The organism is Streptomyces sp. NPDC050988 (assembly GCF_044456225.1).
Lineage (GTDB): Bacteria > Actinomycetota > Actinomycetes > Streptomycetales > Streptomycetaceae > Streptomyces.
The window spans coordinates 517,629-532,217 of sequence record NZ_JBITFQ010000001.1; the positions used below are offsets into that span (position 1 = coordinate 517,629).

Annotated in this window: 12 protein-coding genes; 5 read left to right on the plus strand and 7 right to left on the minus strand. The window is 70.4% G+C overall.

All coding sequences use genetic code 11. The features are described from left to right. Nucleotide 1: 1 nt before the first annotated feature. Complete coding sequence (locus tag ACIBEI_RS02295) at nt 2–673, minus strand: succinate dehydrogenase (protein ID WP_398885071.1); 672 nt, start codon at nt 671–673, stop codon at nt 2–4. A 130-nt stretch (nt 674–803) separates the two neighbouring features. On the opposite strand from ACIBEI_RS02295, the gene ACIBEI_RS02300 reads away from it, so the two are divergent. Next, a complete protein-coding gene (locus tag ACIBEI_RS02300) occupies nt 804–1,688 on the plus strand; it encodes a LysR family transcriptional regulator (RefSeq protein WP_189839307.1) in 885 nt (294 codons plus the stop codon). 272 nt (nt 1,689–1,960) lie between these two features. On the opposite strand, the gene ACIBEI_RS02305 is transcribed toward ACIBEI_RS02300, so the two are convergent. The 3 genes from ACIBEI_RS02305 to ACIBEI_RS02315 all read right to left on the minus strand — a co-directional run bounded on the left by ACIBEI_RS02305 (nt 1,961) and on the right by ACIBEI_RS02315 (nt 6,244). After that, a complete protein-coding gene (locus ACIBEI_RS02305; protein WP_398884186.1) occupies nt 1,961–4,096 on the minus strand; it encodes a putative bifunctional diguanylate cyclase/phosphodiesterase in 2,136 nt (711 codons plus the stop codon). After that, nucleotides 4,093–4,905: an SAM-dependent methyltransferase gene (locus ACIBEI_RS02310; RefSeq protein ID WP_398884188.1), complete on the minus strand. Its 813-nt coding sequence runs from the start codon at nt 4,903–4,905 to the stop codon at nt 4,093–4,095. The genes ACIBEI_RS02305 and ACIBEI_RS02310 overlap by 4 nt, the downstream gene beginning before the upstream one ends. Before the next feature lie 355 nt (nt 4,906–5,260). Then, entirely contained in the window at nt 5,261–6,244 is a 984-nt protein-coding gene (locus ACIBEI_RS02315; protein WP_398884190.1) for an SCO0930 family lipoprotein, read from the minus strand. 261 nt (nt 6,245–6,505) lie between these two features. On the opposite strand from ACIBEI_RS02315, the gene ACIBEI_RS02320 reads away from it, so the two are divergent. The 3 genes from ACIBEI_RS02320 (at nt 6,506) to ACIBEI_RS02330 (ending at nt 8,631) form a co-directional block, all read left to right on the plus strand. Continuing rightward, nucleotides 6,506–7,102: a hypothetical protein gene (locus ACIBEI_RS02320; RefSeq protein ID WP_398884192.1), complete on the plus strand. Its 597-nt coding sequence runs from the start codon at nt 6,506–6,508 to the stop codon at nt 7,100–7,102. A gap of 16 nt (nt 7,103–7,118) precedes the next feature. After that, a complete protein-coding gene (locus ACIBEI_RS02325; RefSeq protein WP_398884194.1) occupies nt 7,119–7,883 on the plus strand; it encodes a hypothetical protein in 765 nt (254 codons plus the stop codon). A gap of 223 nt (nt 7,884–8,106) precedes the next feature. After that, nucleotides 8,107–8,631 (plus strand): hypothetical protein, encoded by a 525-nt coding sequence (locus ACIBEI_RS02330; RefSeq protein WP_398884196.1) that lies wholly within the window; start codon nt 8,107–8,109, stop codon nt 8,629–8,631. A 71-nt stretch (nt 8,632–8,702) separates the two neighbouring features. On the opposite strand, the gene ACIBEI_RS02335 is transcribed toward ACIBEI_RS02330, so the two are convergent. Further along, nucleotides 8,703–9,188 carry a hypothetical protein gene (locus ACIBEI_RS02335; RefSeq protein ID WP_398884198.1) on the minus strand — a complete coding sequence of 162 codons (486 nt, stop codon included), beginning with the start codon at nt 9,186–9,188 and terminating at the stop codon, nt 8,703–8,705. 333 nt (nt 9,189–9,521) lie between these two features. On the opposite strand from ACIBEI_RS02335, the gene ACIBEI_RS02340 reads away from it, so the two are divergent. Next, nucleotides 9,522–10,190: a class F sortase gene (locus ACIBEI_RS02340; protein ID WP_398885073.1), complete on the plus strand. Its 669-nt coding sequence runs from the start codon at nt 9,522–9,524 to the stop codon at nt 10,188–10,190. Between the two features lie 136 nt (nt 10,191–10,326). Here the strand turns inward: ACIBEI_RS02340 and ACIBEI_RS02345 are convergent, their stop codons facing one another. Both ACIBEI_RS02345 and lysX read right to left on the minus strand, forming a co-directional pair. Beyond that, the gene (locus ACIBEI_RS02345) at nt 10,327–11,175 is read right to left on the minus strand and encodes a polysaccharide deacetylase family protein (protein ID WP_398884200.1); all 849 of its coding nucleotides are present in this window, start codon (nt 11,173–11,175) and stop codon (nt 10,327–10,329) included. Nucleotides 11,176–11,275: 100 nt separating this feature from the next. Further along, nucleotides 11,276–14,563, minus strand: a complete 3,288-nt coding sequence (lysX, locus tag ACIBEI_RS02350) for a bifunctional lysylphosphatidylglycerol synthetase/lysine--tRNA ligase LysX (RefSeq protein WP_398884202.1) — start codon at nt 14,561–14,563, stop codon at nt 11,276–11,278. Nucleotides 14,564–14,589 lie beyond the last annotated feature (26 nt).

The following is a 14,589-nucleotide window of genomic DNA, read 5'->3' on the forward strand; positions in this document are numbered from 1 at the left end:
GTCAGCTCACCACTCCGGTCATCACGCCCACGGGTACGGCGATGAAGCCCGCCGTCAGCACCAGCGCGAGCACGTTGGCGATGGTCTTGAAGGCCCGGTCGCGGGTGCGGCTGCCCACGCCGAGAGTCTGTGCGGCGCTCCAGAAGCCGTGCCGGACGTGCAGGCCGAGCGCGAGCATCGCGACGAGGTAGATGGCGTTGCCGTACCAGGTGGAGAAGGTGTCGATCACGTTCTGGTACGGGTGTCCGGACTGGAAGCCGTCCGGGTGCACGGTGCCGGTCGTCAGGTCGAGGATGTGCCAGACGATGAACAGGCCGAGGATGATCCCGCCCCAGCGCATCGTGCGGGTGGCGTAGCTGGCCCGGGGCTTCTTGTGTACGTACTTGGTGGGGCGCGCCCTGATGTCGCGGCGGCTCAGCTGGTACGCGGAGACGGCGTGCGCGACGACGGCGGCGACCAGGACCACGCGGATGATCCACAGCGCCCACTCGTAGTGCAGGAAGGGCTCTCCGATGGTGCGCAGCCAGTGCGCGTAGTGGTTGAACTCGTCCGACCCGAAGAAGATCTTCAGGTTGCCCAGCATGTGGACGACCAGGTACCCCAGCATGATCAGGCCGCTGACGGCCATCACGGTCTTCTTGCCGACGGACGAGTCCCACATGGTGCGCGTCATGGACGGTTTTCGTTCCGTCCGCGTTGCCAGAGCCATGGAACGCACGCTAGAGCCGGGAGGGCCGATCGGTCCAAGACATGGTCCGGCTCGATTCGATAGGCGCTGGCTATCGTGGGCGTATTCTTGGGGCATGCAGTTCCAGCAGCTCCAGTACTTCGTGGCCGTCGCCGAGACGCGGCACTTCACCCGGGCCGCCGATCTGGTCCATGTCGCCCAGCCGTCGCTCTCCCAGCAGATCAAGGCGCTGGAGCGGGAGTTGGGCGCCGATCTCTTCCTCCGGGCGCGCGGGAACATCACGCTCACGGACGCGGGCGAGGCGCTGCTGCCGCTGGCCCGCCGTATCCTCGCCGACGCGGACACGGCCCGGCACGAGGTCCAGGAGCTGGCCCAGCTGCGCAGCGGGCGGGTCCGGCTGGGGGCGACGCCGAGCCTGTGCACGGGCCTGCTGCCTGACGTGCTGCGCGCCTTCCACGACCGGTATCCCGGCATCCGGCTGCTGATCGAGGAGGGCGGCTCGCACGATCTCGTACGGGAGCTGGCCCGCGGGGCGCTCGATCTCGCCCTCGTGGTGCTGCCGCTGCCCACGCCGTCGCCCGCGCTGACCACGGTGGAGGTGCTGCGGGAGGACCTGGTGGTGGTGTCGTCGCCGGAGGCATCGGCGCCGGGGGGTGGGCGGCGGTCCGTGCGGGTCTCCGACCTGGAGGGTGAGCGGCTGGTGATGTTCCGGCACGGGTACGACCTGCGGGAGCTGACCGTCGCCGCGTGTCGCTCCGCGGGGTTCGAGCCGGATTTCGCTGTGGAGGGTGGGGAGATGGACGCGGTGTTGGGGTTTGTCCGGGCGGGGCTGGGGGTGGCCGTGGTGCCGCGGATGGTCGCTGCGCGGACCGGGCGGGGGTTGCGGGTCACCCCGCTTGCCCGGCCCGGGCTGGCTCGGACCATCGCGCTGGCGCACCGCAGTGACGTGGCTCCGCCGCGGGCGGCTCGGGAACTCCAGCGGATGCTTCTTGAACGATGAGCGCCGTTTTGGTGGAGCGCCGTTCGGGGGTCCGGGTTCGTTGTGGCTGGTCGCGCAGTTCCCCGCGCCCCTGGGTGAGTGGGGGTCAGCGTGGTGCGTTGAGTGCGGGTTCGTTTGGGCTGAGCGCGCAGTTCCCCGCGCCCCTAAAGGCGAAAAGCCAGGGGCGCAGCCCCGCTTTTCAGGGGCGCGGGGAACTGCGCGACCAGCCACGACGAAGCCGCACCCAGAAACGGCGCTACTCCAAACCGGCGGCCCCGCGGAGCGCTCCGCGCTCAACCCGTCGCGTCCACCAACGCCAATTCGTGGAGGCGGTCCGGTGGCCCCGGGCGGGCGTAGTACCAGCCCTGGGCCGTGTCGCAGCCCAGTATGCGGAGTTGCTCGGCCTGGGCCGCCGTTTCGACGCCCTCGACCGTGACCGCGAGGTCCAGGCTGTGGGCCAGAGTGACGATCCCTTCGACGATCTTGAGGTCGACGGGATCGGCCGGGAACTGCTGCATGCCCTGGGTGAAGGAACGGTCCAGCTTGAGGATGCTCACCGGCAGGCGGCGCAGGTTGGCGAGGTTCGAATAGCCCGTGCCGAAGTCGTCGAGGGCGATGTCGACACCCATCTCGGCGAGCCGGCGCAGCGGCTTGAGCAGGTCGTCGTCGGCGCCGATCAGGGCGGACTCGGTGACCTCCAGGCAGAGCGAGGACGGTTCGAGTCCGATGCGCTCCAGGATGTCGACCGTGTCGGCGACCAGACCTGGATGGGTCAGCTGGCAGGGCGAGAGGTTCACGTTGATGCGCAGCGGACCCGCGTCGGCGTGACGTTCCTGCCACTCGCGGGCCTGGCGGACCGACTGCTCAAGGACCCAGCGGCCGAGCGGCACGATCAGGCCGGTGTGCTCGGCGAGCGGGATGAACCGGTCGGGTCCGAGCACGCCGTGCTGCGGATGCAGCCAGCGCACGAGGGCCTCGGCACCGCGCACGCTGCCGTCGCCGAGGTGGACGAGCGGCTGGTACTCGATGAAGAACTCGTCGCGGTCCAGGGCCGCGGGCAGCGCCGTGGTGAGCCCGTGCCGGGTGATGGCACGGGCGTCGGCCTCGGGGTCGGCCAGCTCGTAGCGGTTGCCGCCCGCCGACTTGGCGCGGTACATCGTGATGTCGGCGCTGCGCAGCACCTCGGCCGGGCCGCGCTCGCCCGCCGGGCCCTCGACGATGCCGATGCTGCCCCGGACGGTCAGTTCCCTGCCGTCGATGCGCACCGGTGTGATCAGGGCGTTCATGATGCGGTCGGCGAGCGCGTCGACCTCGCTCTCGGTGTCGGGCCCGGTCGTCAGGGCGACGAACTCGTCGCCGCCGAGCCGGGCGACCATCTCGCCGGGCGCGGTCGCGCAGGACTGCAGCCGGTCGGCGACCTCGACGAGCAGCCGGTCGCCGGCCGCGTGCCCGAGGCTGTCGTTGATGGTCTTGAAGCCGTCGAGGTCGAGGTAGCAGAGACCGAAGCGCATGCCGTCGCCCGCCGCGAGTGCCTTGTCGAGCCGCTCGAAGAAGAGCGTCCGGTTGGGCAGTCCGGTGAGCGCGTCGTGCGTGGCCTCGTACCGCAGCCGCAGGTTGAGCAGCCGCCGCTCGGTGGTGTCCTCCATGAGGGCGAGCTGGAACTGGGGCCGGCCGTCCGCGTCACGCAGCAGGGAGACGGTGAGGTTGGTCCACAGAACCGTTCCGTCGGGACGGTAGAAGGCCTTCTCCACGTGGTAGTGCTCGCGGTCGCCGCGCACCAACTCCTCGTAGAGCCGCCACACCTGGGGGGCGTCCTCGGGGTGGGTCCACTCGGTGACGTTGCGGCCGCGCATCAGCTGCTCGGTGCCGCCGAACATGCGCAGCAGGGCGTTGTTCACCTGAAGGATGTTGCCGTCGAGGTCGGCTACGCCGATGCCTATCGCGGCGCCCTCGAAGACCGCGCGGAAGCGTGCCTCGGTGGCGTGCAGCGCGTCGGCCACCACGCCCTGGGCCTGGAGGGCGGCGCGTGCGATGGACTCCTGCTCGGCGAGCGTCCGTTCGCGCAGCGCGTGCGCGAACCCGGCGGCCATGGCGTGCTGCAGGCGCGAGGAGCGGGTGCGCAGGGCCTCCTGGGATCCGTCGCCGCCGCAGTAGAGCACCAGGTAGGCGTCGACGCAGTCGAGTGTGCGGCTGAGCGCCTCGGGTTCGGTGCAGTGCGCGTCGATGAGCGCGGCACCGACGGCCTGTCCCTCGGCCGCCTCGAACGTCCTGGCCCGCAACGCCTCGCTGAGCCGCCGGGCGAGCGGCACCAGACGCTGCTCGAACTCCGGCCGGGTCAACGACGTCGCGGTCGCCGGGAACACGGCCCGGCTCCAGATCGTCGCGAACCTGCGCAGTCTGTCCTCCGGCCCGTCCGGCTCGGCGGTCACGCCTTGCGCCCCACGCCCGCGAAACCCGAGTAGGAGTACGGATCCTCGTCCTCGGACGCCGAGTCGGGCCGCCATTTCGCCATCGGCACCAGTCCGGGTTCCACCATGTCGTACCCCTCGAAGAACCGCGCGACGTCCTCGCGCGAGCGCATGATCAGCGGGTTTCGGATGTCCTTGTAGACGTCGACGGCGCCCTCGGCCCGCTCCTGGGAGAGCGGGAGTCCCTCGTACGAGGCGTGCGAGACGACGAACAGGCTGCCGGGCGCCAGTGCGTCCCGCAGCTCTGCCACCGCCCCGTACGGGTCGTCCGCGTCCTCCACGAAGTGAAGTATGGCAACGAGAAGGAGTGCGACTGGCTGATTCAGGTCTATCAGGCGCTGAACCTGAGGGCTCGCCAGGATCTCCTGGGGCTTGCGGAGGTCGGCGGCGACCACGTCCGCGTCCACGTTTCCGGCCAGGACGGCCATGCTGTGCGCGACGGCGACCGGGTCGTGGTCGACGTACATGACGCGTGCGCCGGGGCGGGCACTCTGAGCCACCTCGTGGACGTTGCCGATGGTGGGGATGCCCGAACCGATGTCGAGGAACTGTGCGATGCCCTCGTCGGCCGCGAAGCGCACGGCGCGGCGCAGGAACGCGCGGTTCGCCTGCATGATCTTGGGAAGTCCCGGCATGAACTCCATGGCCCGCCGCGCGGCTTCCCGGTCGACCTCGAAATTGTGCGATCCGCCCAGGTAGTAGTCGTAGACGCGGCTCACGCTGGGCACCGAGATGTCGATGCCACGTGGGGCCCAGGCGGGACGCTCCATCTATCTCTCCAAGGCGTAGGCGATCCGGTGTTCGAGCTGAGGCTACTGATCGCCCGCCAAAGGAGCGAGCAGAAACGGAAATTGACCGTCCGTTCCAGGTCACTGCCTCCGGCACGTGCCGAATTGACCGCCTTACGAAATCACACCGAAGCGTTCCAAAGAGTTCCGGGGAAACTGCGCAGCGTTACGAAGAGGCGTACGGAAAACCGTTCACGCGACCGGCTCCGGCCGGATGTGAAAAAGCCGCTTCGCCCCCTCCGTGCGGTGCGGAGGGGGCGAACCGGTGGTTGTGCACACGTTTTCTTCGGACTGCTTGCTTCAGCCGGACCACTTCGGCCGGACTGCTTCGGCCGGACTACTTCGGCTTGCCGAGCGGCTTGCCCTCGGGGGAGATGGCGTACCACGTGCCGCCGACGCCCTGGCCGTTGGTGTCACCGGGCTTCTTGTCGCCCGCGAAGGTGTAGAGCGGCCAGCAGTCGATGCTCTGCTGCTTCAGGCCGTCCGGACGGTTGTTGACGACGTAACCGCGCCGGCCGTCGTTCTTGTTGTCGATGCCCTTGGTGTCGGCGGCGTCGACCGGCGCCACGACCGGCCACTTCTCCAGGCACTCGCCGACACAGTTCGACTTCATCGGCCAGGGGACGTCCTTCTCGAACCGGTAGACCGTCATACCGTTCTTGTCGACGACGACCTCACCGAGCTCGGGGTCGTTACGGGTCGACAGACCCGGCAGGTCCGCGGCTTCCGCGCTGCCGCCGGCCGCGGCCTCACCGCCACCGGCGGCCTTCTTGCCATCGGGGGCCGTCGCGTACCAAGTGCCGCCCACGCCCTGGCCCTTGGTGTCACCGGCCTTGGTGTCCTTCGCGAACCGGTACAGCGGCCAGCCCTCGTAGGTCAGCTGCTTGGAACCGTCGGTACGGGTGACCTCGCCGAGCAGGGTCTTGTCAACGCCGATCGGCGCGGTGGCGCCCGAGGCCGGAACCGGCGGCCAGGCAGTGGCGCAGTCACCGTCACAGTTCGACTTCGGCGGCTCGGCCGTGTCCTTGTCGAAGCGGTAGAGCGTCATGCCCGCGCTGTCCGTGACAACCTCACCGAGCTTGTCGGTGTCCGCCACGGCAAGCTGTCCGGCGCTCTGCGTCTGGGCGCCGGCACCGGTGTTGGCGCCGGTGCTCGGGCTGGCCGCAGCCCCCGCCGAACCGTAACCATTGGCCGCGGGCGCCGCGCCCACGTTCTGACTGCCGGTCGAAGTGTCCGCCTTGTCCTGACCGCACGCCGTCGTCAGCACCAGCACTGCCGCAGCCGACGCTACGAGTGAGGCGCTCCGCCAGGAGGTCTTCATTGGTAACTCCCGCTGTCTGCTTAGGTGTTGCGGCGCTGATCCGCACCGCGTATGGCCCTAGGTACGGGTGGGAGTGCGGTGAGTGTTCAAAGCGCGCACAAATTTCTTTCTGGTAACGCCCGGGAAGCCTGGTTTCCATGGGGCGCCGGAGGCCTGTTCGGGCGCGTGAAGGCAAGCGCGTGAAGCTCCGTTGTCCCTCCTTCGGGGCAACCTGAGCGCACTCTCGCGCGCGCGAGCGCGTGGGCACCGATGATCTCCGTCGTGCCTGGACCACTACGAACTCAGCCACGGACCGGATGCGCCCTCGTCATACGCCTGCTGATGCTGCTCGCGCTGACCTGGATCGCCGGTGGGGCGCCCGCTCCGGCGGCCGCCGACTCCTGCGCGTACGCGGCCACGGGGCCCGGCGGCAACGGCACGGTGGCGGTGGCCGTCGCGGGGACCTGCCCCACGCCGACACCGACGCCGACCCCGCCCTGCCCGACTCCGGAACCGTCCCCTCCGCCGAAGCCCCCGCCCAAGCCGACTCCGACGCCCACCCCGACACCCGACCCGCCGCCTCCCCCACCGCGGCCTGCCCCCGACCCGCCGACCGTGCCACCGCCCGCGCCCGCCCCACCACGGCAGGCGCCCGTCGTACCGAGCCCGGCGACTCCCGTACCGGCCCCGAAGCCCACTCCGACACCGACGCCGACCCCCACCGTGCGTCCCAGCCCCTCGCCGACTCCGGTGAGTTATCCCCCGTACCGCACCCGGCCGCGCAAGGCGCCGCCCCGCGGCGGCCCGTCCCTGGTCTCGCTCACCCTGCTCATCACCGCGCCCGCGGTGTTCGCCGTCGCCGCGCTGCGCCCGCGCTGACCCCTGGAGGAATCCTTTGTCGGAATGGCTTGTTCTCGCCCTCGCGATGGCGGCGGCCAGTGTCGTCGTCCTCATCGTCACCGTCGTGCGGCACCACACCGCCGCCGACGACGACGATCCGTCCGAGACTCCGGACGTGATCGAGTACATGACGATGATGATCGGCGTGGTGTACGCCATCGTGCTCGGCCTGGCCATCGCCGGTGTCTGGGAGGCGCGCGGCGTCGCCCAGGATCACGTCCAGAACGAGGCGAACGCGCTGCACGAGATCTCCGAGCGCGTACGGGTGTATCCGCCCGACGTGCGCGACCGCATCCGGGACGACGTCAACGTCTATGTCGGCCACGTCGTCACCACCGAGTGGAAGGCCATGGCCGACGACGGCAAGGTCACCGAGCAGGGTACGAAGCTGCTGGCCAGGATCCGCAACGACGTCACCGACTACGAGCCCCGGACGGACTTCGAGGCCCAGGCCTACCAGCCGCTCCTCGACCAGGTCACCGCGGCGGACAACGCGCGCACGGCCCGCGCGGAGTCGACGGCCCCGACCATGCCGGGCGTCGTGTGGTTCGGTCTGATCACCGGAGCCGTGGTCACCGTCGGGCTGATCTTCGCGCTGCAGATCCGCCGCACCCTGCGCGAGGTGATCCTGGCGGGCCTGTTCGCCGCCCTGATCGCCTTCCTGCTCTTCCTGATCTGGGACTTCGACGCTCCCTACAGCCGCGGGATCACGGCGACGGCCGATCCGTTCCTGACGCTCTTCCCGAAGGCCGGTGAGTGACGGGGACACTTACGAGCCGACTTCACCGGGGGACGGACGCCGCGCCGGACCCGTCCCCCGACCGCATGCGTCCGGTACCCGGTTCGGCCCACACGGTTGCCCCATTCGCGCGACTGCGATCGCGCCGGCGCCCGCACCTTCCTAGCGTTTCGATCATCGAGGTGCATGTACGGCGCAGCGGAAAAGGTCCGCGGCTGCGCCTCGGGGACCCGGAGGACTCACCATGCACGCGATACGCGTCGCTTCGGCCGCACTGCTGGGCATGACCGCCCTGACCCTCACCGCACCCGTGGCCGCCGCCCGGGACGACGGGGAGGAGCGCAACATCACCTCGTTCGGCTTCAACGTCTCGCCCACGACCATCGCCGCGGGCGGGCGCGTCTCGCTGTCCGTCAACGGCTGCAAGTCGGACACCAAGGTCTCCTCGGGCGTCTTCGACACGGTGACGATCCCCAAGGGCCAGGGCTCCGCCACGGCCACCGTCGACTGGGACGCCAAGCCCGGCGCGGTGTACGAGGTGACGTTCCAGTGCGGCGACGAATCCGGCCACACGGACCTCACCATCGCCACCGGCCGCCCGAACGACCCGACGCACACCCCCGTCCACCGGGGCGTCAAGGCGGGCGTCGGCGGCAGCGCGGGCGGCTTCGACCTGAGTGAGATCGCCCTCGGCGCCGCGCTCATCGCGGGCTCGGTCGGCGCGGCGTACCACTGGTCGCGACGGCGCACCGGCGAACACGGCGGCTGACGCACCGGACGCACCGGACAGCCCTTCGCCCCGGAAACCCTTGAGGGTCCGGGGCGAAGGGCTGTCCGGGCTCAGATCTTGTTCTCGGAGCGGCGGCGCATCCAGAACACCCCGCCGCCGATGAGGGCGAGGCCCACGAGGCCGCCGCCGATCGCGATGTCGGTCGGTGTGGCACCGGTGGAGCTGCTGCCGCCGAGACCGCCTCGGACACCACCGATGACGGTGAAGGCCTGCGGCTTCGTGAGGGTCTTCCCGCTGCAGTGGACCGTGATGTCGTACGAGCCCGGGTTGGCCGAGCTGTTGATGGTGGCGGTCCCCTTCGCGGTCTCGTTGTTGCCACCGGTCGACGAGAGTCTGGCCTGTGGGAACGCCGTCGACGTCATGGAGCCGCCGTTCGGGCAGCCGTCCACGCTGACCGACAGCTGGCCTCCCCGGGCGATGACGCTGGGCGTGACGGTGATGTTGCTCGGGTTGTCCCAGGCCGCGGCCGTGGGAGCGGCAAGTCCGACGGCGGCGAACGCCGCCGCAGAGACCGCCAGGGCACGAGTGGTACGCATGTGATCCTCCGCGGAAGGCGCCCCGGGAACCCGTCCCCGAGTCGATCGGCGAGAAAACGCCTCCCAGACAGACCCTCAGTTGCCGTGCACAGGGCCGCATTTCGAGAATGCTCCGTACCGGTGAGAGGACACGCCGACAGAAGGGAACACAATCGGATATTGCCGCAGGTCACGGACCGTCAGAAATTTCCTGGCGATGGCAACTCGGATGGCTCACGGCAGCCGGCTCCGCCACCCGTTCGCGCTGCTCCCGTCGCCCTGTGCGCGCGCTGCGCTTAGCGTTCTCGTATGCGCGACGGACGTGGCGACGGCCACGTCGAGAGGGGATTGCGAATGTTCGTGTCCGAGCTGGCGGAAGAGGAGGAGCGCCCCAAGAAGCGCGCTCCTTGGGGCGTGATAGCGCTTGTCCTGCTGACCGGCCTCGCTCTCATTCGGAATGGTTCGGGAGAGTTCGACGTCGGGCCCCCGCAACCCGCGACGGCCGCCGCCGCGGACAACCACGTCACCGGCGACACGACCCGCACAGGCGGTGCTCCGGACCCCCTGCCGTTCTCCGTGGCCGACCGCATCAGCATCCCGGCCATCCGGGTCGACGCCCCCGCCACACCCGTGGGCCTCGACATGGAGGGCTGGGTGGACGCGCCGCCGCCGGAGGACCCGAACCTCGCGGGCTGGTTCTCGGGCGCGGTCTCGCCCGGCGAGAAGGGCACGGCCGTCATGGTCGGCCACGTCGACAACCGGCAGGGCCCCGCCGTCTTCTACGGACTCGGGGCCCTGAAAAAGGGACATCTCGTGGAGGTCCTGCGCAAGGACGGAAAGACCGCCGTGTTCGAGATCTACGGCATCGAGGTCTTCGAGAAGAACAACTTCCCCGGAGACCGTGTCTACGGGAACACCGGAACCCCCGAATTGCGTGTCATCACGTGCGGGGGCGGTTTCTCCAAGCAGAACGGCTACGACGGGAACGTCGTCGTGTTCGCCCGCCTGATCGAGGTTCGCTGAGCGTTCCCCGGCCGGACGGGCGAAATCCCGATAAATCTCGCGGAGTTCCACGGAACCCTTTCGGTTCCGTGGAACTCCGCGGCTCTATGTGGACTGCCGACATCTATGTGCCGACGCCTATACGGACTGCCGACGTCTATACGGACTGCCGTCGGGGCACGATGATGCGATATCCCGAGTCCAGGAGCCGGGGCAGATAGTCGCGCAGCGCCGTCACACTCTGCGTACGGTCCCCGCCCGCGTCGTGCCCGAGGACCACGACGCCCGGGGCCGCGCCCTTGACGACCCGGCTCTCGATCGCGTCGGCGCCCGGCGAGGTCCAGTCGAGGGTGTCGACGCTCCAGGCGAGCGGCTCCATGCCGAGTTCGGCGCCGATCTGGAAGGCGGCCCGGTTCCAGGCCCCGTACGGCGCGCGGAACCAGCCGGGCCGCTCCCCGGTTCCCTCCTCGATGACATCGCAGGTGCGCTCCATCTGGGAGCGGATCTCGGCCCGGGTCAGCCGGGTCAGCAGGGGGTGGGACCAGGTGTGGTTGCCCACCACGTGTCCCTCGTCGGCCATCCGGCGCAGCAGGTCCTTGTGTCCGGCGGCCATCTCCCCGCACACGAAGAACATGGCGCGCACCTTGTGGGCCTTGAGCGTGCGCAGGACCTGCGGGGTGTAGCGGGGGTCGGGCCCGTCGTCGAAGGTCAGGACCATGGTCTTGCCGCGCCCCGACATACGCAGGAACGGCTCGTTCCGTACGAGGGTCCGCGCGGCCGTGCCGCGGACCGGCCCGTATCCGGCGATGGGCTGAAGACGGTAGGCGGAGGGTCTCAGGGCCGCGCGCTTCGCCTGGGCGCCGGCGGCGGGAGCGGCGGAGGACCGGACCGGGGAGCCCGGGTCGGCGGTGAGCACCTGTACGGTGCCGGCCGCGCCCGCCGCTCCCAGCACGGCGGCACCGGCGAGCAACGCCCGGCGCCGCGAGAGGAACTGATCCTTATTCATGAGTAATCAGTCGCCCGGCCGACGTGCGGCGCAGCACATGTCCACCGGTGCGGACGCACGAAAGCACCCGTTGAGAGCATCTCCCGGGGCCGGGAACGGTTCAGCGGCGGCGTACGAGCGGGAAAGGCAGCGTCTCTCGGATGGTGAGCCCGGTGAGAAACATGACGAGCCGGTCGACCCCGATGCCGAGCCCTCCGGTGGGCGGCATGGCGTACTCCAGGGCGTCGAGGAAGTCCTCGTCCAGCTCCATGGCCTCGGGGTCTCCCCCGGCGGCGAGCAGCGACTGCGCGGTGAGCCGCCGGCGCTGCTCGACGGGGTCGGTCAACTCGGAGTAGGCGGTCCCCAGCTCGGTGCCGAACGCGACGAGGTCCCAGCGCTCGGCGAGCCGCGGGTCCACGCGGTGCTGCCGGGTGAGCGGGGAGACGTCGGTCGGGAAGTCCTTGTAGAAGGTCGGCAGCTGGGTCTTCTCCTCGACCAGCCGCTCGTACATCTCCAGGACGACATCGCCGCGGCCGTGCTCGGCGGTGTACGGGACGCCCGCCCGGTCGCACAGCCGGTGCAGGGACTCCAGGCCCGTGTCGGCGTCGATCTCCTCCCCCAGCGCCTCGGAGATCGCCCCGTAGACCGTCCTGACGGGCCAGAGCCCGGAGATGTCGTACTCGGTGCCGTCCTTGCGGGCGATCGGCGAACCGAAGGCCGCGGTGGCCGCGCCCTGGATCAGTTCGCGGGTGAGGTCGAGCATCACGTCGTAGTCGGCGAAGGCCTGGTAGGCCTCCAGCATCGTGAACTCGGGGTTGTGCTTGTAGGAGACGCCCTCGTTACGGAAGGTGCGGCCCATCTCGAAGACCTTCTCCATGCCGCCGACGCACAGCCGCTTCAGATACAGCTCGGGGGCGATCCGCAGATAGAGGTCGAGGTCGTAGGCGTTGATGTGGGTGTGGAAGGGCCGGGCGTTGGCGCCGCCGTGGATCTGCTGGAGCATCGGCGTCTCGACCTCCAGATAGCCGCGCTCCAGAAGGCCCTGGCGCAGGGCCTGGACGGCGGTGGACCTGGCGCGTACGACGTCCCGGGCGTCCGGGCTCGCGACCAGGTCGAGGTAGCGGCGGCGCACCTTGGCCTCCGGGTCGGCGAGGCCGCGCCGCTTGTCCGGCAGGGGGCGCAGACACTTGCCGATGAGCTGCCAGGAGGTCACGAAGACCGTGGGCTGCCCCTTGTCGCTGACACCGGTGAGGCCGGTGACGGTGACGTGGTCGCCGATGTCGACGTCCTCGCGGAACCGGTCGAGGGCAGGACCGGCGTCCTTCCGGGTGAGGGCGAGCTGGAAGTCGCCGGACCAGTCGCGCAGGACGGCGAAGAGGATGCCTCCGAAGTCGCGTACGAGCATGACGCGGCCCGTGACCGTCACGTGCTGCCCCTCGCGGACCTCGGCGAGGGTGTGGGTGCGGGGCGGGATGCCCACCGGGTAGGCGTCGATGCCGTCCTCGCGGAGCCGGTCGAGTTTGCGGTGCCGGATGCGGACCTGTTCGGGCAGTCCCGCGGTCGGATCGGCGGCCTCGGCCCCGTCCCCTCCGTCGAGGCCGAGCGCCGACAGCGACGGCAGGCCCTCGGTGCTCGCCGGTTTCGGCCCGCCCTTCGCGTGCCCCCTGCCCCGGAGCGTGCGCAGCGACGGTACGGAGACGAAGCCCTCCGCGATGCCGGAGGCCAGTCCGATCCGGGCGAGGGCCGCGGTGTCTCCGTAGCAGATGAAGCGCGGATACCACTCGGGGTGGTACTTGGCGTTGGACCGGTAGAGGGCCTCCAGCTGCCACCACTTGGAGAAGAACAGCAGCAGGCGGCGCCAGAGTCTGAGGACCGGTCCGGCGCCGATGCGGGCGCCCTCCTCGAAGACCGAGCGGAACACGGCGAAGTTGAGCGAGATCCTGCGCACACCGAGCTTTCCGGCGACCGCGCACAGCTCGGCGACCATGAACTCCATGACGCCGTTGGGTGCGGCGCGGTCCCGGCGCATCAGGTCGAGCGAGACGCCGTCGCGGCCCCAGGGCACGAGGGACAGCAGCGCCAGCAGCTTGCCGTCGGAGTCGAGGGCCTCGACGAGGAGGCAGTCGCCGTCCTCGGGGTCGCCGAGCCGGTCCAGGGCCATGGAGAAGCCGCGCTCGGTCTCGGTGTCCCGCCAGGCGTCCGCCCTGCCGACGATCTCCTCCATCTCCTCGTCGGTGAGGGTGGAGTGTCTGCGTACGCGGCAGGTGGCGCCGGTGCGGCGGACGCGCCCCACCGCCTGTCGGGCCACCCGCATGTCGCGGCCGTCGAGGTCGAAGCCGGCGACGTGCAGGATCGCCTCGTCGCCGAGCTGCAGAGCGCCGAGCCCGGAGCGCGCGTACGCCTTCGCGCCCTCCTCGGAGGCGCCCATCACGGCGGGGGCCCAGGCGTAGCGGCGGGCCACGTCGAGCCAGGCGCCGATGGCGTGCTGCCAGGCCTCGCGGTCGCCGACGGGGTCTCCGCTGGCCAGGCACACCCCGGCCTCGACGCGGTAGGTGACGGCGGCCTTGCCGCTGGGCGAGAAGACGACGGCCTTGTCGCGTCGGGTGGCGAAGTAGCCGAGCGAGTCGTCCGCCCCGTACGCCTTCAGCAGGGCGCGGATGCGACGCTCCTCGTCGCCGTGCAGGGCCGCCTCCATGCGCTGGGAGCGGAAGAGGGTGGCGGCCGCGTTCAGCAGGGCGAGCGCTCCGAACAGGCCGAGGAAGAAGAACAGCGGGCGGGGTGGCCGCCCGTCGAAGGCACCGCCCGAGATCAGCCCGCCGCAGACCCGGTCGGCGGCCCACAGCAGCCGCTGGCCGCGCGGCAGCGTACCGGGGAAGAGCTCGACGAGCCCCCAGCCGACGAGGATCGCGACGGCCAGACCGGCGAGCAGCACGCCGAGGGCCCGGCGCACCGCGGCCCTGCGCGAGTCCGCGTAGAACTCCCGGCGGGCCACGATCAGCAGGCCCAGGGCCAGGGCGCAGACCACGAGCGAGGGGACGGAGTCGGCGTACTGGCCCATCGCGGTGCCCAGCACGTCGACGAGGACCAACAGTCCGAGATAGACGACGACCAGCCACCAGGCGATCTTCTTGCGGGCCGCGATGGCGGCGGCGAGGAGGAACAGGAACACGGCGTACGCGAGGTTCGCGCTGACCGGGACCACGACCAGGTTCAGCACGTGGACGACCGGGCGCAGCAGTCGGCGCAGCGGCGGGATGAACGCCAGCACCAGACAGAGCAGGCCGAGGGCGGCGAAGAAGACCGCGAATCCCTCGGGCACCTTGCTGAGGAGACCGTCCCGTGACGGGCGTATCGGCCCTGTCGTGTCCTTCGGGTCCCTCGGGGCTTCCGCCCGGACGCCGGCACTCATGCTCTCGACTGTAGGAAGAGCGGGGC